Origin of the sequence: Nitriliruptor alkaliphilus DSM 45188 (assembly GCF_000969705.1) — a bacterium.
Lineage (GTDB): Bacteria > Actinomycetota > Nitriliruptoria > Nitriliruptorales > Nitriliruptoraceae > Nitriliruptor > Nitriliruptor alkaliphilus.
The window spans coordinates 3,815,718-3,834,523 of record NZ_KQ033901.1 but is presented as its reverse complement, the minus strand read 5'-3'; the positions used below and the strand labels follow the sequence as shown (position 1 = coordinate 3,834,523).

Here is an 18,806-nt window from a genome sequence, read left to right as displayed (position 1 = left end):
CCACCCGTGACCGACCACGCCCTGCTCGGCGCCTTCGAAGCCAGCCTCGGCTTCTCGCCCGACCCCTTCCAGCGACGCGCCATCGACGCGTTGCTGGCGGGCCGGTCGGTCCTGGTCGCCGCACCCACCGGCGCCGGCAAGACCGTCGTGGGCGAGTTCGCCTGCCACGAGGCGCTGCGCACGGGAGGGCGGGCGTTCTACACCACCCCCATCAAGGCGCTGTCGAACCAGAAGCACCGCGACCTCACGCAGGTCTACGGCGAGGCGAACGTGGGCCTGCTGACCGGCGACCGCTCGGTCAACGGCGACGCCCCCGTGGTCGTCATGACCACCGAGGTGCTGCGCAACATGATCTACGAGGCGTCACCGGCGCTCGACGACCTGCGCTCGGTGGTGCTCGACGAGGTCCACTTCCTGGCCGACCGCTCCCGCGGGGCGGTCTGGGAGGAGGTCATCATCCAGCTCGACACGCGGGTCAAGCTGGCCGCGCTGTCGGCGACCGTGTCCAACGCCGAGGACGTCGGCCGGTGGCTCGACGAGGTCCGGGACGGCTGCGAGGTGGTCATCGAGGAGCACCGTCCCGTCCCGCTCCGCCACCACTACTTCGTCAACCAGACCGTCCACGACACCTTCCGGGCCGGGCGCAAGGGCGGCGCCACCCGTGAACACCGCGAGGCGGCCTCGCAGGCGCTCGGCGGCGTGCCCAACCCCGACGTGCTGATGCTCGAGCGCCGCGCGCGGACCCGGAACCGGGTGTCCAACAAGGGGCGGCGCCAGGGCCCGGACGTGCGGCTGCGTTGGCCGAGCCGCCCGCAGGTGGTCGAGGAGCTCGCCGAGCGACGTTGGCTGCCGGCCATCCTGTTCGTCTTCTCGCGCCAGGGGTGCGAGGACGCCGTGGCCCAGCTGCGGGTCGCCGGCGTTCGGCTCACCAGCGAGCAGGAGCGCGAGGAGATCGCCGCGATCGTCGACTCGATGGTCGGTGACCTGCCCGACGGTGACCTGCGGGTCCTCGGCTTCCCGACCTGGCGTGCCGGCCTCATCGACGGCATCGCCGCCCACCACGCGGGGATGGTCCCCGCGTTCAAGGAGGTCGTCGAGGTCCTCTTCCAGCGGAACCTCCTCAAGGTGGTGGTGGCGACCGAGACGTTGGCGCTCGGGATCAACATGCCGGCGCGGACGGTCGTGATCGAACGTCTCGAGAAGTGGAACGGCGAGTCCCACGTGCTGCTCACGCCGGGGGAGTACACCCAGCTGACCGGCCGCGCGGGCCGACGTGGCATCGACCGGGTCGGCCACGCCGTCGTGCTCTACCAGCGCGACCTGGACTTCCGGACGGTCGCCGGCCTGGTCGGCACCCGGACCTACCCGTTGCACAGCTCGTTCGCACCGTCGTACAACATGGCGGTCAACCTCCTGCGGCGCCACGACCTGCGCGAGGCCGAGGACCTGCTCGGTGCCTCGTTCGCGCAGTTCGAGGCCGACGCCTCCGTGGCCCGCACCACCGAACGGCTGACCGAGCTCGAGGAGGGGATGGCCGGCTACGCCCGCCACCTCGCGTGCCACCTCGGGGACTGGCCCGCCTACTGGGCGCGGCGGCGTGAGGTGTCCCGCCGCGAGAAGCGCGAGGCCAAGGAGCGCCGTCACGCCGCCAGCGACCGCATCCGCACCGCGATCGCTGGCCTGCAGCCCGGCGACGTGCTGCACCTGCCGTGGCTCGGCAAGCGGGGGCTGGCCGCCGTCGTCGGCGTCCACCTGACCAAGAAGGGCACGCCGATCGCCCAGCTGGTCGTCGACGACAAGAGCCTGACCAAGCTCGGTCCGCGCGAGCTCGAGCACCCCCCCGTCCCGGTCGAACGCCTGCGCCTGCCCGGGGCCGGCAACCCGCGCCAGTCGGCCTACCGGCAGGAGCTCGGGGTCAGCCTGCGCCAGCTCGACCCGCCCGGGCTCGACGTCGCCGACCTGCCCCGCGACCCGCAGCAGGACCGCGGCCCCTCGGCGGAGGTCGTGGCCCTCCACGAGCAGGTCCGCACCGACCCCTGCCACGGCTGTCCCGACCGTTCCGAGCACGAACGCTGGCAGTACCGCTACGACGAGCTCGACGACGAGGCGCGCGACCTGCGGCAGCGCGTCAGCGCCCGGACGGGGAACCTGGTCCGCCAGCTGCACCGCATCCTGCGCGTCCTGGCCGACCTCGGCTACGTCGCGGACCCCGACGGGCTGCCGCCTGGCGACCGCGGCAGCTGGGACCCCGAACCGACCGACGCCGGCCGGACCCTCGCGGGCATCTACAGCGAGGTCGACCTGCTGGTCGCCGAAGCGCTGCGCCGCGGGCTGCTCGACGATCTCGAACCCGACGAGCTGGCCGGCGTGGCCGCCCTGTTCCTCTACACCCCACGGGGCGGCGATCCCACCGAGGATGCCGAGCTGCCGACGCTGCGGCTGTACGAGGTGACCGAGGACCTGATGGACCTGGCCGACGAGCTGCGGGGCCGCGAGCAGGCGGCGGGCCTGCGGCCCCTGCGCGACCTCGACGCGGGGTTCGTCGCGCCCGCCTGGCGGTGGGCCGGCGGGGCGTCCCTCGACGACGCACTCGGACGGCTCGAGCTGACCGGCGGGGACTTCGTGCGCAACGTCAAGCAGGTCGCCGACCTGGTCGGCCAGCTGCGCTCGGTCGGCGACGACCAGCTCGCCAAGGCGGCCGACACGGCCCTCGACGGCCTCCGCCGCGGCATCGTCGAGTCCTGACGGCGGCACACGCCGACCCACGGGGACGGGGGCGGCCACGACTAGCCTGCCGTCGTGCCGCCACCCGTGCCCGGAGCTCCCGTGCCCCTGTCCACCGCGCTCCTCGACGACCTCGCCGACGTCACGGGCCTGGACGTGGTCACCGACCCGCACGTCACGGGGCCGTACGCGCACGACTGGTGGCCGCGCATGCTGATGCGGCGCCGCGCGGGCGAGGACCTGCCGGCTCCCGACGCCGTGGTGGCGCCACGCAGCCGTGACGAGGTCGTGGACGTGGTGGCGTGGTGCGCCGCCAACCAGGTGGCCCTGGTGCCGTTCGGTGCCGGCACCGGCGTCTGCGGGGGCGCCAACCCCGTCGCCGGCGCGCTGACCGTCGACCTCAAGCTCCTGACCGGGATCGGACCGCTCGACGAGGTCTCCGGGGTCATCGAGGTCGAGCCGGGGGTCATCGCGCAGCGGCTCGAGGACCACCTCGTCCACCGCGGCTGGACGCTGGGTCACCACCCGAGCAGCGCCCACGCGTCGACGATCGGTGGGTTCCTCGCCGTGCGGTCGGCGGGTCAGGCGTCCGCGCTGCACGGCAAGCTCGAGGACACCGTGGTCGGCCTCGAGGTCGTCCTCGCCGACGGGCAGGTGTTCACCTCACGCCCCGTACCGCAGACCTCGTCCGGGCCGGATCTGACCCGGCTGTTCCTCGGCGGCGAGGGGACCACGGGGATCATCACCCGCGCCTGGCTCCGGGTCCGCCCGGTCGCCGAGACCACGCTCGACCGTGGTTGGCTGGTGGGCGATGTCGGTGCCGGGCTCGAGGCGATGCGCGCCATCGTCCGGACCGGGACCATGCCCGCGGTGCTCCGCCTCTACGACGAGCCGGACACCGCCGTGGTCTTCGGCGGCCAGGGGCTGCCCGTCCCCGAGGGGTGCCTGCTGGTGGTCGGCTGCGAGGGGCGCGCCGACGTCGCAGCGTTCACCGAACAGGTCGCATCGGGGGAGCTGACCCGCCTCGGGGCCGAGGACCTCGGTCGCGGCCCGGGCGAGCACTGGCGCGCCCACCGCCACGGGATGAGCTACCGGTTCGCCGAGTACGTCAAGCCCGGTGGGACCTTCGGTGACGCGCTCACCCTGGACACCATGGAGGTCGCCGGCCTGTGGCGCGACCTGCCCGACCTGTACGTCGCCGTCCGCGACGCGCTGCAGGCCCACGTCGACCTCGTCCTCGCGCACGTCAGCCACGTGTACGACACGGGCGCGTCGATCTACTTCACGCTCGGTGCCGTCAACGAGGGTGACGAGGTGCAGGCCCTGGCGCGCTACGACGCGGCGTGGGAGGCGGGCCAGCGTGCGGCGCTCGCCGTCGGGGCGACCGCGTCCCACCACCACGGCATCGGGCTGCTGCGGGCCCCGTACCTGCCCGAGGAGCTCGGCCCGGCCGGGTTCGACGTGCTCCGGCGGGTCAAGGACGCGCTCGACCCGGGGCACCTGCTCAACCCCGGCAAGCTCGGCCTCGGAGGTCCCGCGTGACGACCCCGCGGAAGGATGCCGCCGGGCCAGAGGTCGCCGCGGTCGCCGACGACGCGCTCCACGGCAGCTACTGCCCGAAGATGTGCACGTTCGCCTGTCCGGTGACCTCGGCCACCGGACGTGACGACGCCGTCCCGTGGAGCTTCCACCGCACCGTCAGCGACCTCGCGGCGGGGCGGCTGCCGCTCGTCCCCGAGGTCGCGGGGCGGCTGACCGCGTGCAGCGGCTGCCTGGCGTGCCAGGTGCCGTGCACCTTCGACCAGGACGTGCCGAGCCAGGTCCGGGCCGGCCGCGCGGCGTGGCAGGCAGCTGGGGCGGCTCCGAGCGTCGTCGGCGAGGCGACCCGTCACGTCGCGGCGGGCCGCGCACCGACCGGGGCAGCGCTCCCCGCCGCGCCAGCGTCCGACCCCGACGCGGACGTCCTGGTGGTGGCAGGCTGCCGCGACGACGCGCAGGCCATCGCCGCCACCGTCGACGTGCTGCGGGCCGCAGGTGATCGGGTCGCGGTCGAGGTCCCGAGCGGCTGCTGCGGCGCGTTGCTCGACGACCTCGGTGTTCCCGGTGCGGGCGACGACGCCCGGTCGCGTCTCGCGGACGCGGTGGACGACCGCCCGGCCCGGGTCGTGGCCACCGACCCGCACTGCCTCGGGTCGCTGCGTGCGGTGGGCCTGCAGGCCACCGACCTCGCCAGTCACCTCGACGGGCTCGTCACCGGTGGCCGGCTGCGCTTCCCCGGTGGCACCTGGGACGTCACCTGGCACGACCCCTGCGTGCTGGCCCGCGGCGAAGCGGTCACGGACGCACCACGACGTGTGCTGGCTGCTGCCGGCGCCGCACTGCGTGAACCCGAGCAGCACGGCGTCCACACCGGGTGCAGCGGCGCCGGACTTGCCATGGACCAGCTCGACCCCGACGCCGCCGACCGGACCGCGGCGTTCCGCGCCCGTCAGCTCGGCGACGGTCCGGTCGTCACCGGGTGTGCCCGGGCGCAGCAGCGCCTCGCCGCCGCCGGTGTGGACGTGACCGACCTGGCCACCGCACTGGCGCGCCGCCTCGACCAGGACCCGTCCCGCGACCGATGGAGCACACCGTGACCGCACCGTTCGGGGCGCCGCTCCTGATCGCCAACCCCCACGCGGGCAACGACCGCGGTGAGGTCCTGCGCGCCGCGTCCGCTGCGCTGCACGAGCGCGGGTTCGAGCACGACGTGGCCGAGACCACCGCCGCCGGCGATGCGACCCGGATCGCCCGCGAGGCCGTGCTGGGCGGCCGTCGGTTCGTGGTCGCGGTCGGCGGCGATGGCACCGTCCACGAGGTGGTCAACGGCCTCGTCGACCCGGAGACCGGGGACCCACACCAGGCGGACACGGTGCTCGGCGTCATCCCCGGGGGCTCCGGCGGTGATCTCGCTCGGACCTTCGGCTTCGACCGCCGACCCGAGCTCGCGATCCAGCACCTGCTCGGCGACACCGTCAACAACTTCGACCTCGGCCGCGTGCGGCTGACGGGGCTGGACGGCCAGCCCCGGACGGTCCTGTTCGCCAACATCGCCGAGGCCGGGTACGGCGGGACGGTCACCGCGCTGGCGGGGCGCCTGCCGAGCCGCCTCGGTCCCGCCCGCTACGGGGTCGCGACCATCGCCGCCATCGCCCGGTTCCGGCTGGTGGAGACCACCGTCCGGCTCGACAACCACGAGCTGACCGAGCCGCTGTCGAACGTGGTGGTGGCCAACGGACAGTTCTTCGGCGGTGGCATGAACGTCGCCCCGCGTGCCCTGCCGTGGAACGGCCGCTTCAACGTCCAGGCGTGGACCGGACGCCCGCTCGACGTCGTGCGCGCCGCGCCGGCCCTGCGCAAGGGCACCCACACGAGCCGTCCGGACGTGCGCGAGTGGAACAGCGCGACCGTCGTCCTCGAGGGACCCCCGCTGGTCGTCGAAGCCGACGGCGAGGTCCTCGGCACCACGCCGGCGACGTTCGACGTCCTGCCGAGCGTGCTGCGGATCAAGCTGTGATGGGCAGGGGGACCGCGCCGCGTTCGGTGCGAACCGCGGCCAGGTAGTCGGCGACCTCGGCGTCCCGGCGCTGCGGTGACCACCCGAGCTCCTCGGCGAGGACGTCCGCGCTCCAACCGATCGCCTCGGCACCGCCGGCCTCGCGGTGACGGGTCGACACCCGCAGCCGGCGTTGGAGGACGTCGTCGAGGCGGCCGACCAGCTCGTGGCGGGCCGCCCACCGGACCTCGCCCCGCAGGTAGGGGAGGCCCGGGACCAGCGGTCCGAGCTCGCCGTGCGCCGCGGCCAGCGCGAGCACGGCGCCGGCGCGGTCGCCGTGCCGGTGGTGCAACCCGTCGAGGGTCGCGGGGTCCACGTCGACGCTCGCACCGTGCCGCCGCAGCCGGGCGCGCTCCGTCGCGACCGCGCCGCTCGAGCCGAGGTGCAGCGACGCGGTCCGGGACCGGCTCGCCCCCCCTCGGCGGCTGCGATCCGGTCGACCACGTCGGCGGCCATCCGCCGGAACGTGGTCAGCTTCCCCCCGGTCACGGTCACGAGGCCCGGGGCCCCCTCGACGATGGCGTGGCGCCGCGACAGGTCGGCGGTCACCTTCGCGCGCGGGTCCCGCAGCAGGGGGCGCAGACCCGCCCACGCGCCCACCGCGTCGTCGACGGTCAACCAGGTCCCGAAGGCCGCGTTGAGACCGGTGAGGAGGTAGTCCGCATCGGCCGGGATCACCGCTGGGTCCTCCAGCGTGCCGTCGTGCACGTCGTCGGTCGTCCCGACGTAGACCTGACTTCCCCAGGGGATGATGAACAGCCGCCGTCCGTCCCCCGCGCCGGACGGCAGGACCAGGGCGCTGTTGACCGGCAGGTCCTGGCGGTCGAACACGAGGTGGATGCCCCGGGCGGGCAGCATCTGCAGGTCCTCGCTCGCCGCGTCGAGGTGCTGCACGTCGGCCGCCCAGACGCCGCTGGCCGACACCACCCACCGTGCGGCGATGGTCCGCTCCCCGCCGGACAGGACGTCGGTCAGCGTGGCGCCGGCGATGCGTCCCCCCTGCCGGGCCAGACCCGTCACGGCCACGTGCGGCGCGACGATCGCGCCGTGGTCGATCGCCGCACGGGCCACCTCGAGGGTGAGGCGCGCGTCGTCGGTGCGGCAGTCCCAGTACCGCACCCCGCCGCGGGTGAAGCCCCGTGCGAGCCCCGGCGCCTGACGGAGCACCCCCGTGGCGTCGAGGAGACGGTGGGTGCCGACCCCGCGTCCCATCGCCAGGGCGTCGTAGGCGGTCATGCCGACCCGGAGCAACGCGAGGTCGACGGGGGAGTCGGTCGGGACGACGAAGGGCAGCGGCAGGATCAGGTGCGGCGCCATGCGGCGCAACCGGTCGCGTTCGCGGACCCCCTCGGCGACCATCGCGACGTCACCGGTGGCCAGGTACCGGGCGCCCCCGTGGATCAACCGTGACGACCGGGAGGAGGTGCCCTGCGCCAGGTCGCCGCGCTCGACGAGCGCGACCCGGGCGCCCCGGGAGGCGGCGTCAAACGCCACCCCTGCGCCGGTGATGCCGCCGCCGATCACGAGCACGTCGACGGTGTCCGGCAGCGCCGCGACGGCGTCGTCGCGCCGCAGGGCAGCGGCGGTGGGCTCGGACACGGGGCATCCTCGACAGCCGACGGCAGCACGGGCCCGGAGGGTACGTAGGATGCCCCTCCCACCCACCACCGGAGGAGCCGCGGTGCCGGACCCGACGACGGACCGTCTCGAGCGCCTGCGCGCCGCCATGCGCACCCGCGGGGTGGACGCGCTGCTCGTCGGACCGTCCGCCGACCTGCGCTACCTGGTGGGCTACCACGCCCTCCCGCTCGAGCGGCTCACCATGCTGGTGGTCCCGGTCGACGGGCCCGCCTCGTTGATCGTGCCCGAGCTCGAGACGGCGCGGGCCGAGGCCAGCGGTGCAACGCACCACGCCGACCTCGTGACGTGGGGGGAGACCGACGACCCGGTCGCTCACGTGGTCGACCGGCTCGCGGCCGCCGGCACCGACCTCGGCGGGACCTTCGGTGTGCAGGACCGGCTGTGGACCTCCTTCACGTTGGGGCTCCAGGCCGCCCTCGGTGGTGCCCGCTGGGTGCCGGGGTCGTCGGTCATGCGCGACCTGCGCATCGTCAAGACCGCCGCCGAGATCCAGGCCCTCCGCGACGTCGGTGCCGCGATCGACGCGGTCCACGCCGCCGTGCCGGACCTGCTGCGCCCCGGCCGCACCGAGGCGGAGGTCGGCCGCGACATCGCCGAACGCATCCTGGACGACCACGACGAGGTCAACTTCGTCATCGTGGCTTCCGGGCCGAACGGCGCCTCGCCGCACCACGAGACCGGCGACCGCACGCTCGAGGTCGGGGACGCCGTCGTCGTGGACATCGGGGGCACGCGTGCGGGGTACTGCTCCGACAGCACCCGGGACTACGCCCTCGGGCACCTGCCGGACGGGTACGCGGACCTGCACCGCGCCCTCGAGGAGGCCCAGGAGGCAGCGGTGCAGGCGGTGCGCCCCGGGGTCAGCGCCGAGGCCATCGACGCGGCAGCGCGCGACCACCTCGACACCGCCGGGTACGGCCGGTACTTCGTGCACCGCACGGGGCACGGCATCGGTGTCGAGGAGCACGAGGAACCGTGGATCGTGGCGGGCAACGCCGACCCCGTGGCGACGGGCATGGCGTTCTCGATCGAGCCCGGGATCTACGTGCCCGACCGCTACGGCTCGCGCATCGAGGACATCGTGGTGGTGACCGAGGACGGCGTCGAACGGGTCAACCACCGGCCACGTGAGGTGCTGGTCGTCTGACCCACCGGGAGCGAACAGGGAGCGGCGTGAGCGACACGACCACGGGCGACGACACCGAGGTCCGCGTCCAGCGGGCGCGCATCGAGGAGATCCGCGACCTCGCGGACGAGTACCGGCGCGAGCAGGAGGCCGCGTCCGGGGACGGCAGACCGAGCGACGTGCCCCTGCCGAGCGGCGGCATCTACTGGCTCGCACGCGACGCGGACGGCACCAAGCTCGGGTACGCGGCCGGCACGATGCGGCCGATCGGCTGCCAGATCGGCCCGGTCTTCACCCGGGCGGCGGCCCGCCGACGTGGGGTCGGCAACGCCCTGCTGACCGCGATCCAGGGCTGGGCCGAGGACACCCGGGTGCCGGTGGTGGAGATCTCCGTCGCTGCCGACAACCCCAGCGGCCAGGCCTTCCTCGAGTCCCTCGGGTACGTGCCCCGTCGGGTCCTGATGTCGCTCACCCCGCAGCAGGGGCAGCGGGGCGATGCTCGGTGACCCAGCCATCCGCGGAGGCCGCCGCCGAGCAGGAACGGCGGCGACGTCGTCCCGCCCGGCGCGTGCTCCTGGTGGGCGGCACCGCATCGCTGGTCGGCGCCGCGGTCGTGGGTGCCCTCGGTGCCAGCGGCGGGGCCAGCCTCCTCGCCGCACTCGTCGCGGGTGCGCTGACCTGTGGTCTCGCGGGGCTCGTCACGCTGGCGGGCGCCGTCCGCGACGAGTACCGCGGCCGACCCGTGCCGCGCGGGCGCATCGGGCTCGGGGTCGGGCTGCTGCTCCTCGCACCGGTCCTGCTGATCCTCGCCGCAGGTGCGGGGACCGCCGCATGAACGATCACGGACCCACCTACGGCCGCTCAGGAGGCGAGCACCGGGTGCTCGAGCCGGTGGGCGGGGAGCCGCTCACCGCGACCCGGCTGGATGCCCTCGCCGAGCTGTGGGACGGCGAGGTTCGCCTCGACCTCGAGGCAGTGGTGCTCAGCGCCCGTGGCCACCGGACGTGGACAGATCGGCTCGGGACGGACCCGGTCCGGTTGACCGCCGCGTTCGCCGAGACCTTGGCCGAGCGAGGTGGCCTCGGGCCCGAGGCGGGCGACGCGACCCTGATCGGTCGCGTCGCTGCGGTCGGGACCGCGCACCCGCACCCGGTCGATGCGGGGGAGCGGGTCGCCGTCGCCCTGCCGGCGACCGCGGTGCCGTTGTTCGCCCTCCCGAGCGACGGGTGGGACGGCGGGCGCGTCATCGGCCTGCACGGCCACGCGGTCCTGCCCGCCGCAGCCGTCACCATCCCCGTGGGCGACGCCCCGCCGGAGCTGGCCGCCGTCCTCGCGGCCGTCGCCGACCTCCCATCGTCCCTGGCGTCCGGTCAGCGCACCGTGATCGTCGGGACCGAGCAGCCGGCCGGTTCGGTCGCGGTCGCGGTCGCCTCGTCGCAGCTGCGTCACGTCACCGCGGTCGTCGGCAGCCTCGCCGGGGCCCGTCTCGCCCGTGCGCTCGGTGCGGATCGCACCGCCGTGGCTGCCGTCAGGGACCCGGTCGCCGGGGCCGACCACGTGCTGGCGGCCAGCGGGGGGCGGCCCGACCTCGTCGTCCTGGCCGACCCCGCAGGGGCCGCGTTGGCAGCGCGGCTCGCGCCGGCGGTCCAGGTGCTGACCGACCCGGTGACCGCGCCTGAGGTCGCCGCCAGCGTCCTGCGCCACGCCCGCGCCGCCGGCCGGGGAGCCGCCATCCACGCCGGACGCGGTGTGACCGCCGACCGGGGCGCGGCCCTGCGTGGGCTGGTCGCCGAACGGTCGGTGCTCCTGGCCGCGTTGCGCTGGCAGGCCGGTGTGGGGGCGCTGCCGACCTTCCCACCGACCGGCGACGACCTGGAGACCACGTGACCATCGAGGGCGGCACGAAACGTGCGACCGGTCGCGCCCGGATCCCGGAGGGGTCCGGGCGGCGCGGGACCCTGCTCGTGGCCGATCGGGTGCTGACGCTCGGGCACGGCCGGGTGGACGCCCGTGCGGTGCTCGTGCGCGGCAGCCGGGTCGTCTGGGTCGGTGACGACCCCGAGCACGCCCCGCCGCACCAGCACCGCCGCGTCCTCGACGGTGCGGTCATCGGTCCCGCGTTCGTGGACGCCCACGCCCACCTGACCCCGCTCGGGCTCGGTCAGGTGACCCTCGACCTCAGCGACACCCGGTCGGGAGCCGAGCTGCTGCGCACCGTCGCGACGTACGCCGGCCAGCACACCGGTCGGGTGATCTGGGGGCACGGTTTCGACCCGTACCTGTACCCCGACGCGCTGCCCACCCCCGAGGAGCTCAGCGAGGTCACGCCCGGCCGTGGGGTCTACCTGTCGCGCGTGGACGGACATGCCAGCCTCGTCGACCAGCAGACCCTGGCTGCTGCACCGCTCGCCCGAGCCAACGGCGTGGTCCGCGACGTCCACGGCCGGCCGACCGGCCTGCTCAAACGCGAGGCGAACCACATCGTGCGCCGGTGGGCGATCGGCGCCATGGAGGCCCACGAGCTCGTCGCTGCCCGCCACGCCGCCACCCGGTACGCCGCGTCGATGGGCGTGGGGTCCGTCCACGAGATGGCCGGCCCGGACCTGATGGGGCGGGCCGACCTCGACGCCTGGGTCGAAGGGGAGTGGCCGATCGAGATCGTGCCGTACTGGGGCGACCTCGACCTGTCGGTGCCCGTCGAACTCGACCTGCGGCAGGGTGGAGGCGACCTGTACCTCGACGGCTCGCTCGGGAGCCACACCGCCGCGTTGTGCGAGCCGTACGCGGACCGCCCCGAGGAGCGCGGCGACCTCGAACTCGACGACGCGACGCTGACCGACTGGTACGTCGAGGCCACCAGCATCGGCCTGCAGGTCGGGGTGCACGCGATCGGTGATGCCGCGCTGCGGCAGGCCGTGCGGTGCCTGCGGGCCGCCGAGGCCGCCCTGCCCGACCACCTCGGCGACGCGGTGGTGCGCCTGCGGCACCGCATCGAGCACGCGGAGGTGTTGCCGTTCGATCTGCTCGACGAGGTGGCCGACCTCGGCCTCGTGGTGTCGGCCCAGCCGGCGTTCGAGGCGCGGTGGGGCGGCCCGGGCGGCATGTACGAGAAGCGGCTCGGGCCGGAGCGCGCCAGCCGCACCAACGCGTTCCGGGCGCTCGCCGATCGGGGCATCGGCTTGGCGTTCGGCTCCGACGCCAACGTCGCGCCGATGGACCCGTGGGCGACGGTGCACGCCGCCGAGGCCCGGCGGCACCCGGACAACGCAGTCAGCCGCCTCGAAGCGGTGTCCATGTCCACGCTCGGTGGGCGGCACGCGGCGCGCCAGGACCGGTACGCGGGCGTGGTCCGCGCCGGGATGCGGGCGGACCTGGCGGCCTTCGAGGGCGACCCGTACGCCGCCGACGACCCGCGGGGGGCCCGCTGCATCCTGACCGTCGTCCACGGCCGGGTCGCCCACGGCGATGCGCCACTACCTCCGGCGCCGGGACGCTGACCTTCCCGAGGATGCAAGCCCCCGTGCGGTCGGCGAGACGAACCCGAGCAGCCACGCCCCAGCGCTTGACGCCGACCGACGTGGCTTGGTTCGGTACCGACCGTCGGCGACACCGATGCGGCTCGCGAGGAGGGGGCGGCCGGTCCTGAGGAACACCGGAGGCGGGGCCCGCTCCGCCACCCGGTGACGGGGCCGAACCTCACGCGGGTCGCCGGCGTCGAGGTGGACACCACGCTTAGTAGACAACGTGCACGCCCAACGCCGTACCCGGGCTGCACGGCCCCAACGGCGTCGTGGTCCACCAGGTCTCACGGGGGGTCCCGGCTCGGACCGGGGCCCCCCGGAGCTCCCTGGCCGAGCCCGGGAGGTCACGGGCTCCCTCCGCACCTGGTCCGACCGGACCGGGCACCGTCTTGCGCGGACGTGGGGCACTCTGGTACGAAGCGCGCCCCGCAGGGGCCTCCGCCCGTGCGACACCGCTCGAGGAGCCCGCCCGTGGCAGCGCGACGCAAGCGCGGCGACGATCCCGTCGTGGCCATGGCCGCCGACGAGGACGCGCTCGAGGCGGTCGAGGGCGATGACCCCGCTGACGACGACCTCGAGGGCGCCGTCCTGGCCGACCTCGAGGACGAGTTCGACGATGCCGAGGACGACGACGCGGACGACACGGACGCGGACGACGATGGTGATGACGAGGACGACGAGGAGTCCCTCGAAGTCCCGCTCGAGGAGGGCCTCGATCCGGACGACGAGGAGCCGCTCGTCGTCGCGGCGGTCCCGGCTGAAGCGGCGTTCGACGACGAGGACGAGGTGCGCGTGGTCGCCGCCGTCGTCAACGAGGACGACGACGACGACGCGACGATCGACGGTCTCCGCGAGGAGGAGTTCGTCTGCCGCTCGTGCTACATGGCCAAGCGTGACAGCCAGCTCGCCGACCCCGAGCGCATGCTCTGCCGCGACTGCGCCTGAGCGTGGCCGAGCGGCGCGGGGTCGCGCCGGCTCCACGGACCGGAGCAGCTGAGGTGGGTCCCCTGCCGAACGTGCCCGCGTGGTCCGCAGCCGTGGCCCCCGTGCTCGCGGCCGCGTCCGGGGTGACCCTCCTGATCGCGCACCCACCGGTGGGGCTGTGGTGGACCGCGCTGCTGAGCCCGGGTCTGCTGGTGCTGGCGCTGCACCGCGACCCGCGACGGGCCGGGCGGCTCGGGGCGCTCGCCGGTGCCGCCTGCTTCGGTCCGATGCTGAGCTGGATCGTGTTGCCCGCCGGGTACCTGGCGTGGTTCCTGCTCGTGACCACCCAGGTGCTGTTCGTGGCGGTCCTCGCCGTCGTGGTACGCCCGTGGCTGTCGTCACGGCTGCTGCCCCTCGTGGCGGCGCTCGCCTGGGTCGGGATGGACGCCTGGCGGTCGATCTTCCCGCTCGGCGGGTTCGAGTGGGGGGCGATCGCCTACGCCCACGTCGACGGGTCCTGGATGCTGCCGGCCGCCCGTGTCCTCGGTGGACGCGGCCTGACGCTCCTGACCGTCCTGATCTCGGTCGCCGCCGTCGAGGTGGCCCGATCGTCGCGCGCCGCGGCCAAGAACCGCGGCGACACGCCCATCGAGCGGGCGTTGACCGCGACCAACGTGCCCGTGGGGTTCCTGGTCGGAGGGCTGCTGCTGTCGGTCATGATCACCATCGAACCGCCCCCCGAGGTCGGTTCGCTCGACGTGCTCTCGGTCCAGGGCAACGACATCAAGCACTGGATCAGCCGCGGCGACGACCCCTCGTTCACCATCAGCACCCAGATGCGCGACGAGACCGTCGCGGCGGTCGGGGACGGGCCGGCCCCCGACCTGACGGTGTGGCCGGAGGCGTCGATCGACACCGACCCCTACAGCGTCCGTGGCGCCCGGTTCCTGCCGTTGCTGGAGGAAGCGGCGGCGACCTCGCGCTACCTGCTGGCCGGCATGAACCTGGACGGTCCCGAACCGGCCGAGGCCTTCTACCGCACCCAGCTGCTCGTCGATCAGGACGCGCAGGTGGTCGACCGCTACGACAAGCGGGCCGTGGTCCCGTTCGGTGAGTACGTGCCCCTGCGCGGTCTGATCGGGTGGTTCCCGCCGCTCCAGCAGATCCCTCGGGACATCATCCCTTCGGGCGCCCCCCACCAGGTCGTGGTCGACGGGCTCGGGGTCGCGGTCCTGATCTGCTTCGAGACCCTCTTCGGGGACGTCGCCCGGGACAACATCCTGGCGGGGGACGAGCCCGCGGGGCTGCTGATCTCGGCGACCACCGACGCGTCGTTCGGCATCAGCGGCGAGGCTGCCCAGCACCTCGCGCAATCGCAGCTGCGGGCCGTCGAGACCGGCCGGTGGGTGGTGCACGCGGCCCTGTCGGGTTCGTCGGCGTTCGTCGCGCCCGACGGCACCACCTCGCAGGACACCGGTCTGTTCGTCCGCGCCGCGATCCGCCAGGACGTGCCCGTGGTCGAGGGCCTGACACCCTTCCTGGTGACCGGTGACCTGCTCGGGACGGGCACGCGCTGGCTGATGATCGCGGCGATCGGCTGGGTGCTGTGGCTGCGCCGTCGACGTGAGGCTGCGGCCGAGGAGACCGCGGAAGCGGTGCCAGCTGCCCGGACCGAGGCGTGAGTCCGCCCGGTGACCGCACGCTCGTCGTGCTGCCGACCTACGACGAACGCGACACCCTGCCGACGGTGCTCGCGGGGCTCACCGCACTGGCCACGGACCTCGACGTGCTCGTGGTCGACGACGCCTCACCCGACGGGACCGGCCAGCTCGCCGAGGCCGTGACGAGCGGTGATCCGCACCGCCACGTGCTGCACCGGGCGGGGAAGGCCGGCCTCGGGTCGGCCTACCGGACCGGCTTCCGGTGGGGGCTCGAGCGTGGGTACGACCGTTTCGTGGCGATGGACGCCGACCTCTCGCACGACCCGGCGTCGCTGCCGGAGCTGCTGGCGGCGTCGGCACGGGCCGATCTGGTGATCGGCAGCCGGTACGTGCCCGGTGGTCGGGTCGAGCGCTGGCCGCTGCGGCGTCGGCTCCTGTCGGCTGGCGGCAACCTCTACGCCCGCGGCCTCACCGGGTTGCCGGTCCACGACGGGACCAGCGGCTACCGCGTCGTGCACCGTGCGGTCCTCGAGGCGATCGACGTCGCGGAGCTGCGGTCGGACGGCTACGCGTTCCAGCTGGAGGTCGCCTTCCGGGCGTGGCGCGCGGGCTTCCACCTCGCGGAGGTCCCGATCGTCTTCGTCGAGCGCCGTGCCGGTGCATCCAAGCTGTCCCGAGCGGTGGTCGCCGAGGCACTGTGGCGGACCGCCGCGTGGGCCGCACGCGAGGGGCGCGGTCAGTCGGGGATCCACCCGGCGTCCGTCCGGGCAGGCGCGGCCGGACCTCGAGCGCCGGGCGGCTAGCCTGCGCGCTTCCTGCGGCTCGCGCCGCACGAGCCCCCGTCGTCCAGCGGCCTAGGATCCCACCCTTTCAAGGTGGTGACGCCGGTTCGAATCCGGTCGGGGGTACCACCGCCGCACCCCGGACGCACCCGACGCCGCCGGGTACCCTCGGTCGACCGTGCGCCTCGGCCGACGGCGGAGCCCGACCGCGTGCCCACACCCGCGTCGGCGCCCGCCCCGAGCCTGCTGCCGAGCCGACCGCCTGCTACGTGCAACACGTGCGACCCCCGCAAACCCCCGACGTGCATCGAGGTACCCGCGTGGCCACCAAGATCGAGCTGCAGATCCCCGTCGAGCGCCAGAAGGCCGCCCAGGCCGCTGGCAACTTCGAGCTCGACGACCTGCCGGGCCGCCTCGCCACCCCGGACGCCGCCGTGCGCGTCGGCAAGGCCCCCAAGCAGGACAAGGCCCTGAAGACCGTCCGGTCGCTGAACGGCATCACCAAGCTGCTGCCCGGCCAGGTGATCGCCAACTACGGCCGCTCCGAGTCGCGGTGGGCGAGCGCCTACCAGAAGCGCCGTGCCGGGCACGCCGACTTCCACGAGCTGCTGAGCTACGCCCGCCAGATCATCGGTCTGAACGAGGATGGCCAGATCCTCATCTGCCTGATGGGGCACGCCGGGCAGGGCCCGTGCATCCCGCTGTGGGTGCCGCGCGAGGAGGTCACCCTCACCGTGCAGCCCAACGACATCATCATGCGCTTCGACGACCTCACCTTCGACTGGTGACCGCGGGGCTCGCCCCCGACCAGCTCACCGGTGTGGTCCGATTCGCGCACGAGCTGGCGGACCTGGCCGACGCGGTGACGCTGCCCGGGTTCCGGGAGGCGTTCGCACCGGGGGTGCGTGGTGCCGCGGACGTGGACCACAAGGCCGACGGCACGGCGGTGACCGCCTTCGACCGGGACGCCGAGCGGGCCATCCGGTCCGCGGTCCGGGCCCGGTTCCCGGGCCACGCCTTCCTCGGTGAGGAGGATGGGCTCGAGGGGGACGACGGCGCGCCCCGGTGGATCGTCGACCCGATCGACGGCACGACCAACTTCGTGACCGGCAACCCCGTGTGGGCCACCCTCATCGCCCTCCAGGTCGACGGTGAGGAGGTCGTCGGGGTCGTGTCGGCGCCGGCGCTCGGCAGCCGTTGGGACGGCGTCCGCGGCGGACCGGCGCACCAGGACGGGCGCGAGATCCGGGTCACCACCGTCGACGACCTCGCCCAGGCGCAGGTCTCCTTCGGGGGGCTCGGGTACTTCGCCGAGGAGCGGATCGGACCGGCCGTGACCGAGCTCACGGCGCGCACCCGGCGACAGCGCGGGTTCGGTGACTTCTGGCAGCACTGCCTCGTGGCGTCCGGGTCGTGCGAGATCGCCCTGGAAGCCGAGGTCAACCTGTGGGACCTCGCGGCGGTCAAGGTGATCGTCGAGGCCGCCGGTGGGCGGTTCACCGACCTCGAAGGGCGTGCCACCGCGGACGGCGGCAGCGCCCTGTCCACCAACGGCCCGCTGCACGACGAGGTCCTCGCCATCGTGGCGGCGTCGCGCGGCTGAGCCGACCGTGCACAGCCGGGGACGTGGCCTCCACCGGCCGTGTCGCACCCGGCGGTACCGTCGTGGGTGATGGCCACCGACCCCGCCGCGACCCCGCCCGAGCCCTCCGCCCTGCCCCCGGCGGATGGCGCTGACGCCGCTGCCCTGCGGCTGCTGGACCTCGACGCAGCGCCGCCGGGCACCTACGGCGAACTCGAGCCCGCCCACCCGCCGCTGATCGACGCCCAGGGCCGGGTCCGGCTGTCGTTCTCGCGCATCGAGACCTACGCCAACTGCCCCCGCAAGTTCCGCTACGCCTACGTCGACAAGCTGCCGGGTCGACCGGGGCCCCACCTGTCGTTCGGCAGCTCGATCCACAACGCGCTCGAGGCGTTCTACGACCGCAAGCTGCCCGCCTGCCCGTCGGAGGAGGAGCTGCTGCAGTTCCTCTACGACGGCTGGGAGCACTCGGGGTTCGCCGACCTGCCTCGCGACGAGCAGGTCGCCTTCTACCGGCACGCCCAGGAGGTGCTGCGCCGCTACCACCGGCGGGTCGCCGACCGCTACCGCCTGCCCGTGGCCACCGAGGCGTGGTTCGAGCTCCCCATCGGGTACGAGGCCACCGTGGTGGGCTCGATCGACCGGGTGGACGTCGACGACGACGGCCGGTTCCACGTCATCGACTACAAGACCAACCGCAAGGTCAAGGACCGCGCACGGGTGGCCGGTTCGCTCCAGCTGTCGCTGTACGCGCTGGCCTGCCGCCACCTGTACGGCGCGTTGCCGGCCACCGTCAGCCTGGACTTCGTGGTCGCCGGCGTCGAGGTCGTCGCCGAGCTCGACGAACTCGACCTCGACGCCGCTCGACAGGCCGTGCTCGACACCGCCGCCGCGGTCCGTGAGGACGCCTACGAGCCGCGTCCGAACCGCCTGTGCGACTGGTGCGACTTCCGCTCGCTGTGCCCCGCCTGGGAGACCGGCGGTGGGTTCGAGGCGCTCGGACCTGCGGTCGCCGAGCTGCGCGAGAAGCGCCGGAGCGTGGCCCGCGACGTGCAGGCCCTCCGGGACCTCGAGGCCGGGGTGACCCGCATCGCCGCCGAGCTCGCGGACCGCGAGGCCGACGCCAACGGTGAGGACGAGGCCGCGCCCGCCGCCGCCGGACCGGCCGATCCGACGTCGGCGGTCCACGGCTAGCATCGCGGCCGTCGTCGGCCGGACGGCGTCACCGGCACCGTGCGGACCGCACGTTC

General features: G+C 74.4%; 16 protein-coding genes, 1 tRNA gene and 1 pseudogene. 16 read left to right on the top strand and 2 right to left on the bottom strand.

All coding sequences use genetic code 11. The annotated features are described in order from the left end of the window. Positions 1 to 6: 6 nt before the first annotated feature. The 4 genes from NITAL_RS17755 (at position 7) to NITAL_RS17740 (ending at position 6,280) form a co-directional block, all read left to right on the top strand. Complete coding sequence (locus NITAL_RS17755) at positions 7 to 2,745, top strand: DEAD/DEAH box helicase (protein ID WP_052667519.1); 2,739 nt, start codon at positions 7 to 9, stop codon at positions 2,743 to 2,745. Positions 2,746 to 2,826: 81 nt separating this feature from the next. Further along, a complete protein-coding gene (locus NITAL_RS17750) occupies positions 2,827 to 4,266 on the top strand; it encodes an FAD-binding oxidoreductase (RefSeq protein WP_052667518.1) in 1,440 nt (479 codons plus the stop codon). Then, a complete protein-coding gene (locus NITAL_RS17745) occupies positions 4,263 to 5,360 on the top strand; it encodes a heterodisulfide reductase-related iron-sulfur binding cluster (protein WP_052667517.1) in 1,098 nt (365 codons plus the stop codon). Before NITAL_RS17750 ends, NITAL_RS17745 begins: the two co-directional genes overlap by 4 nt. Then, a complete protein-coding gene (locus tag NITAL_RS17740; protein ID WP_052667516.1) occupies positions 5,357 to 6,280 on the top strand; it encodes a diacylglycerol/lipid kinase family protein in 924 nt (307 codons plus the stop codon). Before NITAL_RS17745 ends, NITAL_RS17740 begins: the two co-directional genes overlap by 4 nt. Here the strand turns inward: NITAL_RS17740 and NITAL_RS29250 are convergent. After that, a complete protein-coding gene (locus NITAL_RS29250) occupies positions 6,270 to 6,911 on the bottom strand; it encodes a glycerol-3-phosphate dehydrogenase C-terminal domain-containing protein (RefSeq protein ID WP_083441718.1) in 642 nt (213 codons plus the stop codon). The two genes, NITAL_RS17740 and NITAL_RS29250, sit on opposite strands and share 11 nt — an antisense overlap. Then, positions 6,797 to 8,047 (bottom strand): annotated as a pseudogene (locus NITAL_RS29630) (glycerol-3-phosphate dehydrogenase/oxidase); the annotation flags it as partial. The gene NITAL_RS29250 and the pseudogene NITAL_RS29630, both read right to left, overlap by 115 nt. On the opposite strand from NITAL_RS29630, the gene NITAL_RS17725 reads away from it, so the two are divergent. The 12 genes from NITAL_RS17725 (at position 8,001) to NITAL_RS17670 (ending at position 18,750) form a co-directional block, all read left to right on the top strand. After that, entirely contained in the window at positions 8,001 to 9,107 is a 1,107-nt protein-coding gene (locus NITAL_RS17725) for a M24 family metallopeptidase (protein ID WP_211262488.1), read from the top strand. The pseudogene NITAL_RS29630 and the gene NITAL_RS17725 overlap by 47 nt on opposite strands. Positions 9,108 to 9,133: 26 nt before the next feature. After that, positions 9,134 to 9,592, top strand: a complete 459-nt coding sequence (locus tag NITAL_RS17720) for a GNAT family N-acetyltransferase (protein WP_052667512.1) — start codon at positions 9,134 to 9,136, stop codon at positions 9,590 to 9,592. Then, positions 9,589 to 9,921 carry a hypothetical protein gene (locus NITAL_RS17715; protein ID WP_052667511.1) on the top strand — a complete coding sequence of 111 codons (333 nt, stop codon included), beginning with the start codon at positions 9,589 to 9,591 and terminating at the stop codon, positions 9,919 to 9,921. Before NITAL_RS17720 ends, NITAL_RS17715 begins: the two co-directional genes overlap by 4 nt. Further along, positions 9,918 to 10,973, top strand: a complete 1,056-nt coding sequence (locus tag NITAL_RS17710) for a hypothetical protein (RefSeq protein ID WP_052667510.1) — start codon at positions 9,918 to 9,920, stop codon at positions 10,971 to 10,973. The genes NITAL_RS17715 and NITAL_RS17710 overlap by 4 nt, the downstream gene beginning before the upstream one ends. Beyond that, on the top strand, positions 10,970 to 12,583 hold the full coding sequence (locus NITAL_RS17705; RefSeq protein WP_052667509.1) for an amidohydrolase: 1,614 nt from the start codon (positions 10,970 to 10,972) through the stop codon (positions 12,581 to 12,583). The genes NITAL_RS17710 and NITAL_RS17705 overlap by 4 nt, the downstream gene beginning before the upstream one ends. A 495-nt stretch (positions 12,584 to 13,078) precedes the next feature. Next, positions 13,079 to 13,552, top strand: coding sequence for a hypothetical protein (locus tag NITAL_RS17700; RefSeq protein WP_052667508.1), 474 nt, complete (start codon positions 13,079 to 13,081; stop codon positions 13,550 to 13,552). Positions 13,553 to 13,605: 53 nt separating this feature from the next. Then, the gene (gene lnt, locus NITAL_RS17695; protein WP_052667507.1) at positions 13,606 to 15,213 is read left to right on the top strand and encodes an apolipoprotein N-acyltransferase; all 1,608 of its coding nucleotides are present in this window, start codon (positions 13,606 to 13,608) and stop codon (positions 15,211 to 15,213) included. Continuing rightward, entirely contained in the window at positions 15,210 to 15,995 is a 786-nt protein-coding gene (locus NITAL_RS17690) for a polyprenol monophosphomannose synthase (protein ID WP_052667506.1), read from the top strand. Before lnt ends, NITAL_RS17690 begins: the two co-directional genes overlap by 4 nt. Before the next feature lie 32 nt (positions 15,996 to 16,027). Continuing rightward, positions 16,028 to 16,103 (top strand) — tRNA-Glu (locus NITAL_RS17685). A 191-nt stretch (positions 16,104 to 16,294) separates the two neighbouring features. Further along, on the top strand, positions 16,295 to 16,762 hold the full coding sequence (locus NITAL_RS17680) for a hypothetical protein (protein WP_052667505.1): 468 nt from the start codon (positions 16,295 to 16,297) through the stop codon (positions 16,760 to 16,762). Further along, on the top strand, positions 16,759 to 17,577 hold the full coding sequence (locus tag NITAL_RS17675) for an inositol monophosphatase family protein (RefSeq protein ID WP_211262487.1): 819 nt from the start codon (positions 16,759 to 16,761) through the stop codon (positions 17,575 to 17,577). Before NITAL_RS17680 ends, NITAL_RS17675 begins: the two co-directional genes overlap by 4 nt. A 69-nt stretch (positions 17,578 to 17,646) precedes the next feature. Continuing rightward, a complete protein-coding gene (locus tag NITAL_RS17670) occupies positions 17,647 to 18,750 on the top strand; it encodes a RecB family exonuclease (RefSeq protein ID WP_157041923.1) in 1,104 nt (367 codons plus the stop codon). Positions 18,751 to 18,806: the final 56 nt, after the last annotated feature.